This is a genomic window from Actinacidiphila paucisporea (assembly GCF_900142575.1).
GTDB classification, from domain to species: domain Bacteria; phylum Actinomycetota; class Actinomycetes; order Streptomycetales; family Streptomycetaceae; genus Actinacidiphila; species Actinacidiphila paucisporea.
In genome coordinates this window covers 120,855-140,283 of the sequence record NZ_FRBI01000005.1, presented here as the reverse complement: position 1 = coordinate 140,283, position 19,429 = coordinate 120,855, and the positions used below count along the sequence as shown (strand labels likewise).

General features: G+C 73.5%; 16 protein-coding genes and 1 pseudogene. 13 read left to right on the top strand and 4 right to left on the bottom strand.

Going from position 1 to position 19,429, the window contains the following annotated elements; all coding sequences use genetic code 11:
* Positions 1–110 precede the first annotated feature (110 nt).
* The gene (locus BUE44_RS10355) at positions 111–686 is read left to right on the top strand and encodes a TerD family protein (protein WP_073496439.1); all 576 of its coding nucleotides are present in this window, start codon (positions 111–113) and stop codon (positions 684–686) included.
* A 58-nt stretch (positions 687–744) separates the two neighbouring features.
* On the opposite strand, the gene BUE44_RS10350 is transcribed toward BUE44_RS10355, so the two are convergent.
* Together BUE44_RS10350 and BUE44_RS10345 are read right to left on the bottom strand one after the other, a co-directional pair.
* Entirely contained in the window at positions 745–1,179 is a 435-nt protein-coding gene (locus BUE44_RS10350) for a MarR family winged helix-turn-helix transcriptional regulator (RefSeq protein ID WP_073496436.1), read from the bottom strand.
* 83 nt (positions 1,180–1,262) lie between these two features.
* Complete coding sequence (locus BUE44_RS10345; protein ID WP_235002015.1) at positions 1,263–4,232, bottom strand: SpoIIE family protein phosphatase; 2,970 nt, start codon at positions 4,230–4,232, stop codon at positions 1,263–1,265.
* 115 nt (positions 4,233–4,347) lie between these two features.
* On the opposite strand from BUE44_RS10345, the gene BUE44_RS10340 reads away from it, so the two are divergent.
* From BUE44_RS10340 to BUE44_RS10315, 6 genes are all read left to right on the top strand, one after another.
* The gene (locus BUE44_RS10340; protein WP_073496434.1) at positions 4,348–5,835 is read left to right on the top strand and encodes a DUF2252 domain-containing protein; all 1,488 of its coding nucleotides are present in this window, start codon (positions 4,348–4,350) and stop codon (positions 5,833–5,835) included.
* An 84-nt stretch (positions 5,836–5,919) separates the two neighbouring features.
* Complete coding sequence (locus BUE44_RS10335; RefSeq protein WP_073496431.1) at positions 5,920–6,747, top strand: hypothetical protein; 828 nt, start codon at positions 5,920–5,922, stop codon at positions 6,745–6,747.
* A 144-nt stretch (positions 6,748–6,891) separates the two neighbouring features.
* The gene (locus tag BUE44_RS10330; RefSeq protein WP_073496430.1) at positions 6,892–7,224 is read left to right on the top strand and encodes a rhodanese-like domain-containing protein; all 333 of its coding nucleotides are present in this window, start codon (positions 6,892–6,894) and stop codon (positions 7,222–7,224) included.
* A 171-nt stretch (positions 7,225–7,395) separates the two neighbouring features.
* On the top strand, positions 7,396–8,061 hold the full coding sequence (locus BUE44_RS10325) for a DUF5819 family protein (RefSeq protein ID WP_073496428.1): 666 nt from the start codon (positions 7,396–7,398) through the stop codon (positions 8,059–8,061).
* Positions 8,058–9,476 (top strand): HTTM domain-containing protein, encoded by a 1,419-nt coding sequence (locus BUE44_RS10320; RefSeq protein ID WP_407640014.1) that lies wholly within the window; start codon positions 8,058–8,060, stop codon positions 9,474–9,476. The genes BUE44_RS10325 and BUE44_RS10320 overlap by 4 nt, the downstream gene beginning before the upstream one ends.
* Positions 9,477–9,592: 116 nt before the next feature.
* Positions 9,593–10,399 (top strand): TrmH family RNA methyltransferase, encoded by an 807-nt coding sequence (locus BUE44_RS10315; protein WP_107415669.1) that lies wholly within the window; start codon positions 9,593–9,595, stop codon positions 10,397–10,399.
* Between the two features lie 27 nt (positions 10,400–10,426).
* Here BUE44_RS10315 and paaN read toward each other — a convergent pair whose 3' ends face one another.
* Entirely contained in the window at positions 10,427–12,109 is a 1,683-nt protein-coding gene (gene paaN / locus BUE44_RS10310) for a phenylacetic acid degradation protein PaaN (protein WP_073496426.1), read from the bottom strand.
* A gap of 191 nt (positions 12,110–12,300) precedes the next feature.
* On the opposite strand from paaN, the gene BUE44_RS10305 reads away from it, so the two are divergent.
* Positions 12,301–13,845: a 3-hydroxyacyl-CoA dehydrogenase gene (locus BUE44_RS10305; RefSeq protein ID WP_073496847.1), complete on the top strand. Its 1,545-nt coding sequence runs from the start codon at positions 12,301–12,303 to the stop codon at positions 13,843–13,845.
* Positions 13,842–14,429 carry a TetR/AcrR family transcriptional regulator gene (locus BUE44_RS10300; RefSeq protein ID WP_073496424.1) on the top strand — a complete coding sequence of 196 codons (588 nt, stop codon included), beginning with the start codon at positions 13,842–13,844 and terminating at the stop codon, positions 14,427–14,429. Before BUE44_RS10305 ends, BUE44_RS10300 begins: the two co-directional genes overlap by 4 nt.
* A 149-nt stretch (positions 14,430–14,578) precedes the next feature.
* Here the strand turns inward: BUE44_RS10300 and BUE44_RS10295 are convergent, their stop codons facing one another.
* The gene (locus tag BUE44_RS10295; RefSeq protein ID WP_073496422.1) at positions 14,579–15,061 is read right to left on the bottom strand and encodes an Lrp/AsnC family transcriptional regulator; all 483 of its coding nucleotides are present in this window, start codon (positions 15,059–15,061) and stop codon (positions 14,579–14,581) included.
* 182 nt (positions 15,062–15,243) lie between these two features.
* On the opposite strand from BUE44_RS10295, the gene pdhA reads away from it, so the two are divergent.
* The 4 genes and pseudogenes from pdhA to mobA form a co-directional block, all read left to right on the top strand.
* The gene (gene pdhA, locus BUE44_RS10290) at positions 15,244–16,344 is read left to right on the top strand and encodes a pyruvate dehydrogenase (acetyl-transferring) E1 component subunit alpha (RefSeq protein ID WP_073496845.1); all 1,101 of its coding nucleotides are present in this window, start codon (positions 15,244–15,246) and stop codon (positions 16,342–16,344) included.
* On the top strand, positions 16,341–17,372 hold the full coding sequence (locus tag BUE44_RS10285) for an alpha-ketoacid dehydrogenase subunit beta (RefSeq protein ID WP_073496421.1): 1,032 nt from the start codon (positions 16,341–16,343) through the stop codon (positions 17,370–17,372). Before pdhA ends, BUE44_RS10285 begins: the two co-directional genes overlap by 4 nt.
* Positions 17,372–18,724: a dihydrolipoamide acetyltransferase family protein gene (locus BUE44_RS10280; protein ID WP_073496419.1), complete on the top strand. Its 1,353-nt coding sequence runs from the start codon at positions 17,372–17,374 to the stop codon at positions 18,722–18,724. The genes BUE44_RS10285 and BUE44_RS10280 overlap by 1 nt, the downstream gene beginning before the upstream one ends.
* Before the next feature lie 61 nt (positions 18,725–18,785).
* Positions 18,786–19,388: pseudogene (mobA, locus tag BUE44_RS39745) on the top strand (molybdenum cofactor guanylyltransferase); the annotation flags it as partial.
* Positions 19,389–19,429 lie beyond the last annotated feature (41 nt).

Below are 19,429 nucleotides of genomic sequence, written 5' to 3'. Positions count from 1 at the left end.
AAGGGTGGCAGCCGTCCGGGAACCGGGGCAGGGTGGTGTCCGTTGGAGCCATTGGGCAAAGGAATCGTCAAGTGGCGCGGCCCGCGCCGAATTGAGCAGGGAGATCCACCATGGGTGTCAGCCTCTCCAAGGGCGGCAATGTCTCACTGACGAAGGAGGCCCCCGGACTGACGGCGGTCACCGTCGGCCTGGGCTGGGACGTCCGCACGACCACCGGCACGGACTTCGACCTGGACGCGAGCGCGCTGCTGCTCGACGCCACGGGCAAGGTCGTCTCGGACAAGCACTTCGTCTTCTTCAACAACCTCAAGAGTCCTGACGGCTCCGTCGAGCACACCGGCGACAACCTCACCGGTGAGGGCGAGGGCGACGACGAGGCCATCAAGGTGAACCTGGCCGGAGTGCCCGCCGAGGTGGACAAGATCGTCTTTCCGGTCTCCATCTACGACGGCGAGACCCGCCAGCAGAGCTTCGGCCAGGTGCGCAACGCGTTCATCCGGGTGGTCAACCAGGCGGGCGGCACCGAGATCGCCCGCTACGACCTGACCGAGGACGCGTCGACGGAGACCGCCATGGTCTTCGGCGAGCTGTACCGCAACGGGGCGGAGTGGAAGTTCCGGGCCGTCGGCCAGGGCTACGCCTCCGGGCTGCGCGGCATCGCACAGGACTTCGGCGTCAACCTCTGACGTAGGAGTTTGCGTCCGTCAGTCCCCGTCCGCCACCGTGCACGCCGGCGGGCGGGGCTCACGGGTGGTCCGCGGCGTCCGCGTTGTAGCGGACCAGGTAGCGGGCGAAGCGCTCCAGGTCCTCAGGGTCCCAGGCGGCCAGCCGTGCCTGGATGGACTCCTGCCGGCGGGTCCTGGCTGCGGCCAGGATCTCGATCCCGCCCGGCGCCAGGTGCAGCACCTGCACCCGGTGGTCGGACTCGTCCACCCGCCGCTCGATGAAGCCGAGCTTCTCCAGCGAGGCCACCTGCCGGCTGACCGTGGACTTGTCCAGCAGGTAGTGCGCGGCCAGGTCGGTCGCCCGGCAGCCCTGCTGCTCCTCCAGGTGCGCGAGGATCGTGTAGGCCACCAGCGACAGTTCGGGGTGCATACGGGCGGCGGTGGCCCGGGCCCGGCGGGCGAACGCGGTCAGTTCCCGCTGGACGGTGTCCAGGGACGACTCCCGTGCGCTCATGGCTGCGACTCCTCACACCGGTTCTCGGTCGGGCGAGGCCCGGCCGGCACCTGCGGAACCTTGTGTTGTAGAGTGCAACGATATCAGCTGGGCAGCGGAAGTTCGAACCACACCACCTTGCCCACCGCCTTGCGGCTGGTCCCCCAGCGCCGCGACATGTGCGACACCAGCGCGAGACCGCGCCCGCGGGCGTCGTCGGCTTCCGCGCGCTGCAACTGCGGCAGGTTGTGGTTGTCGTCGCTGACCTCGACCAGCAGTTTGCCGACTCGCATCAGCCGTAGCTCCACCTCGTAGGAGGCGGCCCGGATCGCATTGGTGACCAGCTCGCTGACCAGCAGCTCCGTGGTGTCACTGAGCCGGTCCAGGCCCCAGGAGGCGAGCTGGCGCCGGGTCAGGTCGCGGGCCCGCGCCACCTCGCAGTCGTCCACCCGCAACCGCCACTGCGCCACGTCCTGCGGTGCGATGCCGTCGAAACGCGCGACCAGCAGGGCCACGTCGTCCCGCCGGTCCTCGGAGTGCACCCGGCTGAGGATCTGCGCGCACACGTCCTCGGGGGTCTGCTGAGGCTCGATCACGTGCGCGCACAAGGCGGCAAGTCCGGCGTCTATGCCCTGGCCGCGCACCTCCACCAGGCCGTCGGTGCACAGCACCAGCCAACTGCCGTCCGGAGCCGGTATCTCCACCGTCTCGAACGGCACTCCGCCGACGCCGATCGGCGCGCCGCCGGGAATCTGCAGCAGCTCGCCCCGCCCGTCGTGGCCGGCCAGGACCGGTGGGATATGGCCGGCGTTGGCGAGGGTCAGGGTGCGGTGGATCGGGTCGTAGACCGCGTAGACGCAGGTGGCGAGGTGGTCGGTGCCGAGCCGCTGGGCCAGGTTGTCCAGGTGGCGCAGCAGCTGGGCGGGAGGCAGGTCGAGCGCGGCCATCGTGATGACCGACGTGCGGAACTGGCCCATCACGGCCGCCGCCTGGAGCCCGTGCCCCATCACGTCGCCGACGATCAGCGCCACGCGGCCGCCGGGCAGCTGGATCGCGTCGAACCAGTCGCCGCCGACCTGCGCCTGCCGGTCCCCCGGCATGTAGTGGTGCGCGATCTGCACGCCCGGGGTGCGCGGCGGCCGGGTCGGCATCATCGAGCGCTGGAGCGTGGCGGCGGCGCGGGACTCCAGGCGGTGCAGCCGCGCGTTGTCCAGGTGGACCGCGCCGCGGGCGGCGACCTCGGCCGCCGTCGCGGCGTCGCGGGCGTCGAAGGGGCGGCGGCCCGGGCCGCGTACGAAGCAGACCCGGCCGAGCACCGTGCCGCGCGCGGTGAGCGGCGCCAGGATCAGCGAATGGCCGGCCAGCAGACCGCCGAGCGCGGGCACGCCCAGGTCGGTGGCGATGTCGGGGGCCAGCGCGGGGTCGACGACCGGCACCAGAACCGGGTCGCCGAGCCGCGGCATCGCGTCCTGCGCGGGCAGCGACAGCAGCTCGCCCTCGGGCAGCGCGATGTCCCAGCCCGTGCCCGTGCCCGACCCGGCCCCCGACAGGTCGGCGATCGCGATCCGGCGGACCAGCACCGTGTCGGCTACATGGTCGTCCTTGGGCGGCTCGGTGTCGGAGAAGAGCTGGTCCACCACGAGCACGCTGGCCACGTCCGCGAAGCGCGGCACCGTGACCGCGCACAGCTCGCGCGCGGTCGTGTGCAGGTCCAGGGTGGAGCCGACCACGGAGCCTGTCTCGCGCAGCAGCGAGAGCTGCTCGTCCAGCGCGCTGCCGGGCAGCGGGCTGCGCGCGTCGCGGCCGACGCCGGCGGGTGCGGGACGGCCGGCCCGTGCGCCGGTGTCCGGCCGGACCGGTGACGGCGGGGCGGCCGCGGGGTGCGGAGGGGTGTGCGTGGTGAAGGGGCTCGCGGGGCCGGCGGACGGAAAGGGAACGGCGGTCAGGGCGGACGCGCTTGAACGGTCGCCACTGTGGGTAGTCATTTCATTGCTGAGAGTAGTAGAGTCTGCGGTACGGTCGGCGGGGTCGGTATCGGAGCCGGGACGGTGGTCGGGGGATGCGGCGGGGCCTGGGCGGGGTCCCGGCAGCAGCTCACGGCGTGCGGAGCGGTCGGCGCGGGCGGCCGCGGCGACCTGGGCGTAGTCCTGCGGGGTGACGGGCAGCCGGACACTGCCCTCCACCTCCAGGGCGGGGTGGCCGAGCGGGGCGATCTGCCGCACGATGCGGTCCAGCCGGCCCGGGCTGACCCCGGGCAGGACGGTGCCGAGCCGTGCGGTCAGTGCATGGCCCTGCGCAGGGTCGGGGGCGGGGCACAGCACGGCGGCGATCGCGATGTCCTGGCGCCGGCTTCCCTCCGCGGTGTACGGCAGCAACCGGCCGCCCACCGCGATCCGCAGGCTGCCGGTGCGCAGCGGTCGGGCGTGCGCGGCGATGGCGAGCAGGCTGCGGCCGCCGGGCTCGGCGATCCGGTAGGTCCACCACAGCACGTCCTTGACCGTGCCGTCCCGGTCGGTGGCCGCGAGGGCGCCGGCCCAGGCGGAGGTGGTGAGGTCGTCGAGGACGTCGAGGGTGTCCTGGCGCGCGGTGCCCGAGGCGGTGGGCGTCGCGCCGGCGGCGGTACGGGCAGGAGTGAGCAGACCGGAGGCACGGTGGCCGAAGACATGCTCCCAGCGGTGGCCGAACAGCTCTTCCGCGCCGCGGTTCCAGTACGAGATCCGGCCGTCCGGGTCGACGCACAGCACCGCGAGGCGGAGCAGCGCGGTCATGCCGGTGCCGCCGGTGCCGCCGGCGGTGGCCGGGCTGCCGAACGGAACGGCCGCCGGGGCGGGGCCGCCGGCGCCGGGACGGGCGGCGTCGGGGGCGCAGGCGCGGGCCGTGCGGGCGTCGCCGGTGTCGGTACGGCCGGTGTCAGGACGGCCGTCGCCGGTTAACCGGGTGCGGTGCCGTGGGTCGGTCTCCGGGGTGGGCCGGGCCGCTCCGTGTGCCTGGTCTTCGCGCCGCTCTTCGGGGGTGGGACGGTCTGTGTGATCATCTGCGTCGGTGGCTGCGGGATGCCGGGTGATGTCGTTCAACGTCGTGCACCTGCGGTTCGCCGCTGAGTAGGGTCCTGGGTTCAAGGCAAGCACGAATGAGGCCGCGGGGCGACCGAATAGCCGGATTGACCCCCGCAGTGGGGTACATGACGGGATGTCCGCTGACGCGGGCTACGGGGATGGGGGGAGAGGGCCGGTGCACGCACGAGTGCCGCAGGTCGCGGGTTTCGCCCGCTGGCCGCACGAGGTGTCGGCGAAGCAGAGGGGCAAGGCGCTGCGCGAGGGGGTCCCGCGGGCGGTTTTCGGCCGCCCCGAGGTATGGACCTGGCAGGACAGGGGGCGCGGGGCCGCCGCGCCCGGCACCCTCGCGGTGGCAGCCGCGGTCGCCGCCGTGGAGGAGTCCAACGCGGGCCGCATAGCCGACCTGGTCCCCTTGCGGATCGGGCGGATGGCGGCGAGCCCCTTCGCCTTCCTGCGCGGCTCTGCGGGCCTGATGGCCGCCGACCTCGCCGACCGCCCGGTCACCGGCATAGCCGCGCAGATATGCGGTGACGCGCACGCCGCGAACTTCGGCCTCTACGGCGACGCCCGCGGCGGCCTGGTCATGGACATCAACGACTTCGACGAGACCGTACGCGGCCCCTGGGAGTGGGACCTGCTGCGGCTCGCCGCCTCGCTGGTGCTGGCCGGGCGGGAGGCGGGCGCGGCCGAGGACGTCTGCCGGGCCGCGGCGTACGACGCGGTGGGCGCCTACCGGCGGACCATGCGGCTGCTGGCGAAGCTCCCGGTGCACGAGGCGTGGAGCGCCATCGCCGACGAGCGGCTGGTCGCGCACGCCGACGCCCGCGACCTGGTCGGCACGCTGGACCAGGTCTCCGCGAAGGCCCGGCGCAACACGAGCGCGAGATTCGCGGCGCGCTCCACCGAGGCGATCGAGGGCGGCGCCCGGCGCTTCACCGACGCCCCGCCGGTGCTGCGGCGGATCCCGGACGCGGAGGCCGCGGCGGTCGCGGGCGCGCTCGACGGCTATCTCGCCACGGTCGGCGAGGACCGGCTCCCGCTGCTGGCGCGCTACGCGGTGCACGACGTCGCCTTCCGGGTGGTCGGCACCGGCAGCGTCGGCACCAGGTCCTATGTGGTGCTGCTGCTCGACCACCTGGGGGAGCCGCTGGTGCTCCAGGTCAAGGAGGCCCGCCCCTCCGCGCTGCTGCCGTACGCCGCCAAGGCCGGTTTCGCGGCGGAGCCGGTGCGGCACGAGGGGCGCAGGGTGGTGCTCGGCCAGAAGCAGATGCAGGTGGTCAGCGACATCCTGCTCGGCTGGACCGAGGTGGACGGCCTGCCGTATCAGGTGCGGCAGTTCAGGAACCGCAAGGGAAGCGTGGATCCGGCGACGCTGCCGCCGGAGCTGCTGGACGACTACGGCCGGATGACCGGCGCGCTGCTGGCCAGAGCGCACGCGCACAGCGCGGATCCGCGGCTGGTGGCGGGCTACTGCGGCAAGAACGACGAGCTGGACGAGGCCGTGGCGGCCTTCGCGGCGGCCTACGCCGACCGGACCGAGGCGGACCACGCCGATCTGCTGGCGGCGATACGGGCCGGGCGGCTGCCCGCGGACCTCGAAGGCCGGCCGGCGCCGGTCTGACGTCCTGCGCTGGTGCCCCCGGCGCCGGGTCGCCCGCAGGCCGGCGCTCCGCGCGATCACCCGGACAGGGCCTACGCTGTCCGGGTGACGAACACCTTCGGAACCGAGTCCGCCGCCGCGTCCGCTGCTGCCGCGCCGTCCGTGCCCGGTTCGCAGGAGCGGCTGGCCAAGGCGGTGCGGGCGGCCGAGCAGGCGCTGATCGAGTTCGAGATCGCCGTGGAGACCTTCCGGGTCGAGGTGGAGAATTTCTCCCGGTTGCACCACCAGCGGCTCGGCCCGATGTACGCGCGGCTGGACGAGCTGGACGCGCTGATCGCGGAGGCCGTCGCGGCCCACAGCGGCGACCGGGCGGACATCGAGCGGGCCTGGGAGGCCCGCGCTCTGGTCATGCCCATGCCGGGCATCGAGGAGCTGTTCGGCGGGCTGCTGGGCTCCGACGGCGTACGCCCGGTCGAGGACCCGAACCCGCCGCGCCGGGTGCGGCCCGGCAAGGAAGCCCAGCGGCTCTACCGCGAGCTGGTCCGCAAGGCGCACCCCGACCTCGCCCAGGAGGACGAGGAGAAGGAGCGGCGCAGCGCCTTCATCGCCCGGGTCAACGAGGCCTACGCCTACGCCGACGAGGACGCCCTGCACGCCCTGGCCGCCGAGTGGGAGGCCGGGCCTGTGCCGCTGGCCGACCTGCCCGGCGAGGCCGAGGTGCTCTACGCCCGGCTGGAGTGGCTGGCCGAGCGCAAGGAGAAGCTGTCGGCCATCGCCGCCGAGCTGGACGAGAGCGCGATCGGGCAGATGATGCGGCTCGCCCCCGACGACCCGGACGCGCTGCTCAACGAGATCGCCGAGCAGCTGCTCACCCAGGTCTCCCAGCGCGAGGCCAGGCTGGCGGAACTGGTCAGGGACGCCTCGGGCGGCTGAGGTAGTTTTGCCGGGTCGCATCCGAGTCGCCGGGGTGCCCCCGCACGCGGCGTGGAAACGTACTGTACCTACGCAGCAAGTGATCAGTGAGCGGTACCGCCGGAGCGCGGGCCGCACTTCCCGTGTCCCAGGAGGCCGCGTCCGATGTTCCGTTCCCAGCTGCCCTCGGTCGAGGCCACCGCCGTACCGGCCGACGCGGTCCTGCTCGACGTCCGGGAGAACGACGAGTGGGCGGCCGGACACGCGGAGGGCGCGCTGCACATCCCGATGGGCGAGGTCGTCGCGCGGATCGACGAGCTGCCGCAGAGCGGCACCGTGCATGTCGTCTGCCGGGTCGGCGGTCGGTCCGCGCAGGTCACGCAGTATCTGATCGGCCAGGGCAGGGACGCGGTCAACGTCAGCGGCGGCATGCTCGACTGGGAGGCCGCGGGCCGCCCGGTCGTCACCGGCGACGGAACCGACGGCTTCGTCCTCTGACCCCGCCGGCGGGTCCGCCGCCGCACCGCCCGTCCCGCTCTCTCCCCGCCGTCACTCCGGACGCCCCAGGCCGTTCCGTCACCTGTGGATAACTCGGTATGGTCACCGCCGGACCCCCGGGTGGGTAGCGTGCTGCCCGGCATGCACGCCCGTGCGGAGAGCGGAGAGACGATGCAGTCAGAGCAGGGGGACAAGCCCCAGGCGGCGACCTTGTCACTGCCCGCCCGAATAACGGTGGCCGTGACCGTGGGCGTGGTCGCCGTGGGAGCGCTCTTCCACCTCGGCATGGTCTTCCTGCACGTCGCGCCCTCCAACACGCTCAGCAAGCAGCACGCGACGGCGGTCAGCGACTACGTCTACCCCGAGTTCGAGCAGAACTGGAAGCTCTTCGCGCCCGATCCGCTCCAGCAGAACATCCACGTGCAGGCCCGCGCGGAGGTACGCAAGGCGGGCGGCGGCACGGAGACCACCGGCTGGGTGGACCTCACGGCGACGGACGTCGCCGACATGCGGCACAACCCGGTGCCCAGCCACTCGCAGCAGAACGAACTGCGCCGCGCCTGGGGCTACTACAGCGACACGCACAACGACCAGAACCAGTCGACCGGGAGCGGCGGCAGCGACCTGAGCAGCAGTTACCTGCAGAACATCGTCGCGGGGCGCCTCGGTCCCCGGCTCAACGGCGGCACGGTCGTCCGCATCCAGGCCAGGGCCGCGACCACCTCGGTCGCCAGGCCGACGTGGAGCGGCGAGTCGGTCGACACCACCACCCAATACCGCGAGCTGCCCTGGTGGACCGTCACCACCGCGCCGGCAGGGCAGGAGAACGCCTCGTGAGCGACCCCGGCATCCCGGCCCCGCCCGCCCCCGCCGCCCCTGACCCGGCCGCCGGCACCGCTGAGCCGGTCGCCGCCGCCCCGGGCGCCGGCAGCCATGCCCTGGTGGACCCCGCTCCGGCCCCCTCGCCCTTCGCCGGGCTAGGCCGCGGTATCGACCGCGGTATCGCCGCCGGTCTCTCCAGGATCACCGGCGGCGCCCTGGCGCCCTACCAGAGCGCGATCGTACGGATCGGCTTCTCGCTGACCTGGCTGCTGTTCCTGCTGCGGGAGTGGCCGCACCGCTCCGAGCTCTACGGCCCCGACAGCCCGTGGAGCTTCGACCTGGCCAAACGGCTGGTCGCCGGAAACCACGCCTTCACCGCGGTGCTGTGGAGCGACAGCCGCGGCTGGTTCGAGCTGGTCTACGCGGTGGCCGTGATCAGCAGCGCCATGCTGCTGATCGGCTGGCGCACCAGGACCGCGTCGGTGCTCTTCATGCTCGGGGTGCTGTCACTGCAGAACCGCAGCGTCTTCATGGGAGACGGCGGCGACAACGTCATCCACCTGATGGCCATCTACCTCGTCTTCACCCGCTGCGGCCAGGTCTGGTCGCTGGACCGGCGGATCGCCGACCGGGCCGCGGCCAAGGCGGAGGCCCGGGCGTCGGATGCGGCCGTCGCGCGGTCCGGAGGCGCCCCGCGCCTGCCGGGGAGCGCGGGGACCGACCCGGTGGGGATCGCGCTGTGGCTGCTGCTGGGTGCCGCACTGGTGGCGGCCACCGCGGCGGGCAAGCTCAGCACCGAGTGGGCGGTGGCGCTGTGGGCGGGACTGCTGCTCCAGGCACTGTGGTGGGCGGTACGCCGCTACGCGCCCGGTGAGCCGCGCACGGTGCTGGACATCATGGCCGACGTCATCCACAACGGGGCCATGCTGGTGATCGTCGTGGAGGTCTGCCTGATCTACTCCACGGCCGGCTGGTACAAGATCCAGGGCAGCCGGTGGGAGGACGGCACCGCGCTCTACTATCCGCTGCACCTGGACGACTTCACCCCGTGGCCGAGCCTGTCGCACGCACTGGCGGGCAATTCGCTGATGGTCATGCTGATCACCTACGGCACGGTCATGGTGCAGGTCGCCTTCCCCTTCACCCTCTTCAACCGCCGGGTGAAGAACGTGCTGCTGGTGGCGATGATGCTGGAGCACGCGTCGATCGCCATCGTGCTCGGGCTGCCCTTCTTCTCGCTGGCCATGATCGCCGCCGACGCCGTCTTCCTGCCCACCGGTTTCCTGCGCTGGCTGGGCGAGCAGGTCGCCCGGCCGCTGCGCCGGTCCTCGGCGCCGCCCGCGGCCGCCGCGGTCCCCGGGCAGCGCTCGGCGGACGATGACGCCGGGCAGCCCGCGGCGGGGCCGTCGCCCACCGAGGCCGTCACCTGACGCGCGAGCCCGCCCGGCCCGCTGACGCACCTGATCCGCTGATCCACCTGCCCGCCGGCCCGTTCCCGGCCGGTGACCTGGGCGGGCGGGGCCAGGTCTCGCCTTAGGCTGGCGGCATGAGCGATGAGCAGGCCGCACTCCGGCTGCCCGGGGTGCGGTCCGCCGTGCTGCGCTGGCATGAGCACGCCGCCACGGCGGACACGGTCGTGCTCGACGGCTTCCACGCCCTCAAGCACGCGCTGCGCTTCGGCGCCGACGTCCATGTCGCGGTCAGTAGCGACAAGGACGCCGTGCTGCGGCTCGCCGCCGACCTGGCGCCCGACCTGGCCGCGGACCTCGCCGAGCGTGTCACCGAGGTCCCGGCCGCCGCGCTGCGTGAGCTGGTGACCCGCGTCCATCCCACGGCCGTGGCGGCGCTCGCCGCCCGCCCGGGCGGGGACGGGCGCACGGCGGCGCTGGCGGCGCTGCCCCGGCAGGCCCCGGTCGTGGTCCTCGACCGCCCGCGCAACCTCGGCAACGTCGGTGCCGTGATCCGGCTCGCCGCCGGTTTCGGTGTCACCGGCGTCGTCACCACCGGCGACCTGGACCCCTGGCATCCCAACGCCGTACGGGCCGGCGCCGGGCTGCACTACGCGACGGCCGTGGACCGCACCGACCCGGACGGGCTGCCGCCGGGGCCACTGCACGTCCTCGACCCCGAGGGCGCGGACATCCGCGGCACCGCGCTGCCGGACGACGCGCTGATCGTCTTCGGCTCGGAGCGGCACGGCGTGTCCGACGAGCTGCGCGCCCGGGCCACGGCACTGGTCTCGCTGCCGATGCGGCCGCAGGTGTCCAGCTACAACCTGGCCACCAGCGTCGGGATGACGCTCTACCACTGGTCGGCGACGTCCGGTTCCCCGCTGGTCCCCGGACGCCCCTGACCCCGTGCCGGTCCGGGGTACGTCCGGTCAGGCCGGCCTGCGCACCTCCACCGTCCGGAACCGGCTCGCGACGAAGGCCCCGTCGCACAGCGCCGCATTGGCGGCGGGATTGCCGCCGGAGCCGTGGAAGTCGGAGAAGGCGGCGGTCTGGTTCACATACACCCCGCCGGTCAGGTTGAGCGACAGCTGAGCGCACTCCTCCTGGCAGACCTCTTCCAGCTGCCGCTCCACCTCGGGCGAGGTCGTGTAGCCGCCCACCGTCATGGCGCCGTGGTCGCGGATCGTGCGGCGCAGCAGCCGGAGCGCCGCGTCGGTGGAGTCCACGGCGACGGCGAAGGCGACAGGGCCGAAGCACTCGGCCATGAACGCCGCCTCCGCGTCCGGCTTGGCGGTGTCCAGCCTGACCAGCACCGGGGTGCGGACGACCGCGTCGGGGAAGTCGGGGTGGGCCACCGCGCGCGAGGCCAGCGCGACCTCGCCCATACCGGGGGCGGCGTCCAGCCGGGCCTTGACGTCCGGATTGACCAGCGCGCCGAGCAGCGCGTTGGCCCGGGCGTCGTCGCCGAGCAGCTGTTCCACCGCGGCGGCGAGGTCGGCGACCACCTCGTCGTACGCCCGCGGTCCCGCCTCCGTGCCGATGCCGTCCCGGGGGATCAGCAGATTCTGCGGGGTGGTGCACATCTGCCCGCTGTAGAGCGACAGGGAGAAGGCCAGGTTGGAGAGCATGCCGCGGTAGTCGTCGGTGGAGTCCACCACTACCGTGTTGACCCCGGCCTTCTCGGTGAAGACCTGTGCCTGGCGGGCGTTGGCCTCCAGCCAGTCGCCGAAAGCCGTCGACCCGGTGTAGTCGATGACGCGGACCTCGGGGCGCAGGGCCAGCGTCCTGGCGAGTCCCTCGCCAGGACGGTCGACGGCCAGGCACACCAGGTCGGGGGAGAAGCCCGCGTCCGCCAGCACGTCACGGGCGACGGCGACGGTCATCGCGAGCGGCAGCACGGCCCGCGGATGCGGCTTGACCAGCACCGCATTGCCGGTGGCCAGCGAGGCGAACAGGCCCGGGTAGCCATTCCAGGTCGGGAAGGTGTTGCAGCCGATCACCAGGCCGATGCCGCGTGGCACCGCGGTGAAGGACTTGCGCAGGGCGATCGGGTCCCGCTTGCCCTGCGGCTTCACCCATTCGGCGCTCTCCGGGGTGCGCACCTGCTCGGCATACGCATACGCCACCGCTTCGAGGCCGCGGTCCTGGGCGTGCAGGCCGCCGGCCTGGAAGGCCATCGTGAAGGCCTGGCCCGAGGTGTGCATCACCGCATGGGCGAACTCGTGCGTCCGCGCGTTGATCCGGGCCAAAACCTCCAGGCAAACCATCGCCCGGGCCTCGGGTCCCGCGTCCCGCCAGGCGGGCATCGCGGCGCGCATCGCGGGCAGCAGCACGTCGGGATCCGGGTGCGGATACGTCACACCCAGCTCGATCCCGTACGGCGAGCGCTCGCCGCCGGTCCACTCGTCCGTCCCCGGCTGCGCCGACGCGAAGGGGAAGGGCTTCCCGAGCAGCGCTTCGAACGCGGCCTTGCCCTCGCCGGCGTCCGGATACGCCTTCGGCTGCTCGGGGTGGGGCGACCAGTAGGCGCGGGTCCTTATGGTCTCCAGCGCCTTGTCGAGGGTCTCGCGATGGCGCTCGGCCAGGGACAGGGGGGAGAGATCGGCGGACAATGGGACCAACTCCTCGTCGAGCTGGGCTGGGTGAGGGGAACACCGCTAGATTAACCGAATGTTCGGTCGGGACAAGGGCGGGAAACCCCGACCTGTGGATAACTCTGCCGGAGCCGGGAGAGCCCGGCGGGCACGGGCGGGAACCGGCACCGGCAGGAACCGTTCGGCATCGGCAAGGAGTCGTGGACAGCGTGACCGCACTTGACCGCACCAGCACCGTGGCCGTCGTAGGCGTCGGGACCATGGGCCAGGGGATCGCCCAGGTGGCGCTGCTCGCCGGCCACCGGGTGCTGCTGCACGACGCCGCCCCCGGCCGGGCGCGGGTCGCGGCCGACGCCGTGGCGGGCCGCCTCGACCGGCTGGTCGCCAAGGGCAGGCTCGGCGCGACCGACCTTAAGGACGCGCTGGCCCGGCTCGTACCCGCCGAGAGCGCCGCGGACCTGGCGGGGGCGTCGCTCGTCGTGGAGGCCGTGGTCGAGGACCTGGCCGCCAAGCAGTCGCTCTTCGCCGAACTGGAGGCCGTCGTCGGCGACGGCTGCCTGCTGGCGACCAACACCTCCTCGTTGCCGGTGACCGCCGTCGCGGGCGCGCTGCGGCTGCCGGGCCGCCTGGTCGGGCTGCACTTCTTCAACCCCGCCCCGCTGCTGCCGCTGGTCGAGGTGGTCGCCGGGGCCGCCACTGACGCCGCGGCCGTCACCACCGCCTGCGACACGGCGGCCGCCTGGGGCAAGACGCCGGTGCGCTGCACCGACACCCCGGGCTTCGTCGTCAACCGCGTCGCCCGCCCCTTCTACGCCGAGGCGCTGCGGGTGTACGAGGAGCGCGCCGCCGACCCCGCGACGATCGACGCGGTGCTGCGCGAGTGCGGCGGCTTCGCCATGGGGCCTTTCGAACTGATGGACCTGATCGGCCAGGACGTCAACGAGGCCGTCACCCGGTCGGTCTGGGAGGCCTTCTTCCACGACCCGAAATTCACCCCGTCGCTGGCCCAGCGCCGGCTGGTCGAGTCCGGGCGGCTCGGCCGCAAGACCGGGCGCGGGTGGTTCGCCTACGGCGGGGACACCGGCGGCTCCCGCGGCGCAGGGGAGGCCGGCGTACGGAGGCCGGAATTCCAGCCGCAGACTGCCGAGCCGGCCGTCTGCCCGTCGTACGTCGTGCTGCGCGGTGACCTCGGCCCCGCGCGGGCGGTCGCCGGGCTGGTCGCGGAGTCGGGGATCGAGGTGCGCGAGGAGCCGGCGGACGGGCCGGGCGCGATCGTGCTGCCCGGCGGTGCGCCGCTGCGGCTGGCGGACGGCCATCCCATGCCGGCGCCGGGGGTCCGCTTCGACCTGGCGCTGGACTACCGCACCGCGACCCGGATCGCTGTCGCACCTTGTGACGGGGCGCATGCCGAGGCGGTGGACCAGGCGGTGGGCCTCTTCCAGGCGCTGGGCAAGGACGTCAGCGTCGTCGGGGATGTGCCGGGCCTGATCGTGGCGCGGACGGTCGCCATGCTGGCCGACCTGGCGACCGACGCCGTCGCCCGGCAGGTCGCCTCCGCCCGGGACATCGACACCGCGATGCGGCTGGGCGTCAACTATCCGCTGGGTCCGCTGGAGTGGTGCGAGCTGATCTCCGCCGGCTATGTGCGCGATCTGCTGGACGCGCTGCACCGCGCCTCCCCCACCGGCCGCTACGCCCCCTGCCGGGAGCTGAGGCGGCGTGCGGACGCGGCCGAAGGTGTGTTCTCCTCATGACCATGCCCAAGCGCGACACCTATACGCCGGACTCGCTGCTCGCCGTGGCCGTGGAGGTCTTCAACGAACGCGGCTACGACGGCACGTCCATGGAGGACCTCTCGCGCGCGGCGGGAATCTCGAAATCCTCGATCTATCACCACGTGCGGGGCAAGGAGGAGCTGCTCAACCGGGCGGTCGGCCGCGCCCTCGACGGTCTGTTCGGCATCCTCGACCAGCCGGAGGCCGAGGACGGCCCGGCGGTGCGGCGGCTGGAATTCGTCATCCGGCGGACGGCCGTCGTCCTCATGGACGAGCTCCCCTACGTCACGCTGCTGCTGCGGGTGCGGGGGAACACCACGACCGAGCGGTGGGCGATGGAGCGCAGGCGGGAGTTCGACCAGCGGGTCGCCGAGCTGCTCAAGGAGGCCGTGGCGGAGGGCGACCTGCGGGTGGACGTCGAGGTCAGGCTGGCCACCAGGCTGCTCTTCGGGATGATCAACTCGATAGCCGAATGGTACCGCCCCGCCGCGAAGGGAGCGCTCGACCGGGAGCAGGTCGCCGACGCCGTGGTGCGGCTGGCCTTCCACGGGCTGCGCAGCTAGACCGGGTCCGCGGCAGTAGGACATCGACTTCGGGTAGGACAACAACTTCGGTCAGGTCAACGGCTCCGGCCGCCTGTCACCCGAACGGGTCAAGGGCCGCCAGGGGCGACGTTCCTGAGGAGATCACGGCAGCCGGCGCCGTCGCCGTTTCAGTCCCCGACCACCAGGTCGGTCTCCTCGAAGACCAGCAGGGTGCGGCTGCTCAGCACCTCCTCGATGGACTGCAGCCGGGTCAGGACCAGCTCCCGCAGGCTGCGGTTGTCGACGGTGTGCACCAGGAGCAGCACGTCGAAGTCACCGCTCACCAGTGCGATGTGGGCGACACCCGGAAGGGTGACGAGCTTTTCCCGCACAGTCCGCCAGGAGTTCTGGACGATCTTGAGGGTGATGTACGCGGACGCGCCGTGGCCCGCGCGCTCGTGGTCGACCCGGGCGGTGAAACCGCGGATGACCCCGTCCTCGATGAGCCGGTTGATCCGGGCGTAGGCGTTCGCCCTGGACACGTGCACCCGCTCGGCCACCGAGCGTATCGAGGCCCGCCCGTCCTCCTGCAGCAGCCGCAGGATCGTGCGGTCTATCGGGTCCAGAGGTCGGACCGTCGGCTCCTCGTCGGCCATCTGTTCTCTCGCCATCCCCCGCAAGCTCCCTACCATGGACGTACTGGCTCCATCTCAGGCTGTGCAGAACCGTTTGTCCACAGGCGAAACCACCCCGTAGCCAAAATGCCTCCGGCGACCGAACAATCGGTAGGGAGAGCGGAACCCGCTCGCGCTACCGATTGCTTTCGGTCACCGACCACAAGGAGGTGCTCGCGATGACCGTGCTGGACACCCCTGCCTGGCGGCCTCGCGCCGACGCCGCGCCGCTGCTGCCCGACCCGGAGCCGTACCGGCTGCTCGGCACCCCCGCCGCCGCGGACCTGGATCCTGCGCTGCTCAGCAGGCTGTACGGCCAGCTCGTCCGCGGCCGCCGCTACAACCGGCAGGCCACCGCCCTGACCAGACAGGGCCGCCTTGCCGTCTACCCGTCCAGCACCGGCCAGGAGGCCTGCGAGATCGCCGCCGCGCTCGCGCTGCGGCCCCACGACTGGCTCTTCCCCAGCTACCGCGACACCCTCGCCGTCATCGCCCGCGGGGTCGACCCCGTCGAGGCGCTGACGCTGCTGCGCGGCGACTGGCACACCGGCTACGACCCCCGCGAGCACCGGGTCGCACCGCTGAGCACCCCGCTCGCCACCCAGCTGCCGCACGCCGTCGGCCTCGCGCACGCGGCCCGGCTCAGCGGCGATCCGGTGGCCGCGCTGGCCCTGGTCGGCGACGGCGGGACCAGCGAGGGCGACTTCCACGAGGCGCTGAATTTCGCGGCCGTCTGGCGGGCCCCGGTGGTCTTCCTGGTGCAGAACAACGGCTTCGCCATCTCCGTGCCCCTCGACAAGCAGACCGCCGCCCCCACCCTCGCCCACAAGGCGGTCGGCTACGGCATGCCGGGCCGGTTGGTGGACGGCAACGACGTGGCGGCCGTCCACCAGGTGCTCACCGAGGCCCTGGAGCGGGCGCGGGAAGGCGGCGGCCCCACCCTGGTCGAGGCGGTCACCTACCGGATCGACGCGCACACCAACGCCGACGACGCCACCCGCTACCGCGAGGAGTCCGAGGTCGCCGCCTGGCGGGCGCACGACCCCGTGGAGCTGCTGGAAAGGGAGCTGACAGGCCGCGGGCTGCTCGACGACGCCGGCCGGCAGCGTGCGATGGACGAGGCCGAGGCGATGGCCGCCGACCTGCGCGAGCGGATGCACGAGGACCCGCCGCTCGACCCGATGGAGCTGTTCGCGCACGTCTATGCCGAGCCGACACCGCAGCTGCGCGAGCAGGCCGCGCAATTGCGGGCGGAACTGGCAGCGGAGCGGCAGTCATGACCACTGCCACCACCGCGGCGGACCGGACCGCCGCCCCCGCCCGCGGACCCGCCACCATGGCGCAGGCGCTGAACCGGGCGCTGCGCGACTCCCTCGCCGCCGACCCGGCGGTGCACGTCATGGGCGAGGACGTCGGCACCCTCGGCGGGGTCTTCCGCATCACCGACGGGCTCACCGCGGAATTCGGCGAGGACCGCTGCACCGACACCCCGCTGGCCGAGGCGGGCATCCTCGGCGCCGCCGTCGGCATGGCGATGTACGGGCTGCGGCCGGTCGTGGAGATGCAGTTCGACGCCTTCGCCTACCCGGCGTTCGAGCAGCTGGTCAGCCATGTCGCGCGGATGCGGAACCGCACGCGGGGGGCGCTGCCGCTGCCCATCACCGTGCGGATCCCCTACGGCGGCGGCATCGGCGGCGTGGAGCACCACAGCGACTCCTCCGAGGCGTACTACCTGCACACCCCCGGCCTGCACGTGGTCACCCCGGCGACCGTCGAGGACGCCTACGGGCTGCTGCGGGCGGCCATCGCCTCCGACGACCCGGTGATCTTCCTCGAACCGAAGCGGCTGTACTGGTCGAAGGCCGACTGGTCGCCGCAGGAGCCGTCCGACGTCGCGCCGATCGGGCGGGCCGTGGTGCGCCGGCCGGGGCGTACGGCGACGCTGATCACGTACGGCCCCTCGCTGCCGGTGTGCCTGGAGGCGGCGGAGGCGGCCCAGGAGGAGGGCTGGGACCTCGGCGTGGTCGACCTGCGCAGCCTGGTGCCCTTCGACGAGGAGACGGTCGCCGCGGCCGTCCGCGGCACCGGCCGGGCGGTGGTCGTCCACGAGTCGTCGAGCTTCGGCGGCGCCGGCGCGGAGATCGCGGCGCGTGTCACCGAGCGCTGCTTCCACCACCTGGAGGCGCCCGTGCTGCGCGTCGCCGGCTTTGACATCCCCTATCCACCACCGATGCTCGAACGGCACCATCTGCCGGGCGTGGACCGCATCCTCGACGCCGTCGGCCGACTGCAGTGGGAGGAGGGCTGATGGCCGTCGTGCGCGAATTCACCCTTCCCGACCTCGGGGAGGGGCTCACCGGGGCGGAGATCGTCCGCTGGCTGGTGCAGGTCGGCGAGGTCGTCGCCGTCGACCAGCCGGTGGTCGAGATGGAGACCGCCAAGGCGGTCGTCGAGGTGCCCTGCCCCTATGGCGGGGTGGTGACCGCCCGCTTCGGCGAGGAGGGCGACTCCCTGGAGGTGGGACGCCCGCTGGTCACCGTCGCCGTGGGGTCCGACTCCGGTGCCGCACGCCCGTCGGGCGGGGACGGTGACAGTGGCGGTGACGGGCAGGGCTCGGGCAACGTGCTGGTCGGATACGGCACCGGCGCCGCGTCCGCGCGGCGGCGGCAGCGCGTACGGGCGGTCGGCGCGGCGGGCATTGGCTCGGTCGCGGCCGCTGAGGGGGCGCCTTCCGCCGTCCCGGACGCGGGGCGCGGCGGGACGGCGGCGGCCGCACCGCACGGCTCAGCCCCGGTGGACGGCGACAGCGGCCCGCTGGCCGTCATCTCCCCGCTGGTCAGGCGGATCGCCCGCGAGCACGGCCTGGACCTGCGGCGGCTGGCAGGCAGCGGCCCCGAGGGGCTGATCCTGCGCTCCGACGTCGAGCGCGCGATCGCGGCACCGGCCCCGTCCCTGTCGGGAGCGGCGGACGGCGCCGAACGGGTGCCGCTGCGCGGGATACGCCGGGCGGTGGCCGAGAAGCTGACCCGCAGCCGCCGCGAGATCCCCGACGCCACCTGCTGGGTGGACGCCGACGCCACGGAGCTGCTCGCCGCCCGGGCGGCGATGAACGCCTCGGGGGAGCGGCGGATCTCCGTCCTGGCGCTGCTGGCCCGGGTGGTGACGGCCGCTCTGGCGCGCTACCCGGACCTCAACTCCACGGTGGACACCGAGCGCTCCGAGATCGTACGGCTGCCCGGGGTGCACCTCGGCTTCGCGGCGCAGACCGACCGCGGCCTCGTGGTGCCCGTGCTGCGGGACGCGCACACCATGACCACCACGGCGCTCGCCGCCGAGATGGCCAGGCTCACCGAGGCGGCGCGGACCGGCTCGCTGACCCCGGCGGAGCTGACCGGCGGGACGTTCACGCTCAACAACTACGGGGTCTTCGGTGTCGACGGCTCCACGCCGATCATCAACCACCCCGAGGCCGCGATGCTGGGCGTCGGCCGGATAGCGGCCAAGCCGTGGGTGCACGAGGGCGAGTTGGCGGTGCGGCAGGTGGTGCAGCTGTCCTTCACCTTCGACCACCGGGTGTGCGACGGCGGGACGGCGGGCGGATTCCTGCGGCTGGTGGCGGACTGCGTGGAGCAGCCCGCGGTGCTGCTCGCCGCGGTGTGACGCGGACCCCGGTCGGGGCCTGCCCCGGGCGGGGAGGCCCGGCCGGGGGATACTCGCGCGCATGACGACGAGCTACGACGCGGTGGTGCTCGCGGGCGGCGCCGCCAGCAGGCTGGGCGGCGCCGACAAGCCCGCGCTCGCCGTCGGCGGCCGGATGCTGCTCGACCGGGTGCTCGCCGCGTGCGCGGTCGCCGACCGCACCGTCGTGGTGGGGCCGCGCAGGCCGACCGCCCTTCCGGTGCGGTGGACCAGGGAGCAGCCCGCGGGCGGCGGACCGCTCCCCGCGCTCGCCGCGGGGTTGGCAGCACTCACCGGTGCGGACCGTCCGGCGGCGGTCGTCGTACTGGCCGCGGACCTGCCCTTCCTGGCGGCGCGGACCGTGACGGCACTCGTCGAAGAGCTGGCCGGCCCCGGGTCCGGAGCCGGGGCGTACGAAGGCGTCGTGCTCACCGACCCCGGCGGACGCGACCAACCGCTGGCGGCGGCGTATCTGGCGGAGCCGCTGCGCCGCGAGATCGCCCTGCTCGGCGCCGAGCACGGCACCTTGAACGGCCTGCCCCTGCGCCTGCTGACCGGCGAACTGGCGCTGCGCCGGATCGCCGACCCGACCGGCGAGGCCAGCTTCGACTGCGACACCTGGGACGACGTGGCCGCCGCGCGGGCGCGGCTGGGCGATTCCCCCGACCGCTGAGGGCGGGGTACCCG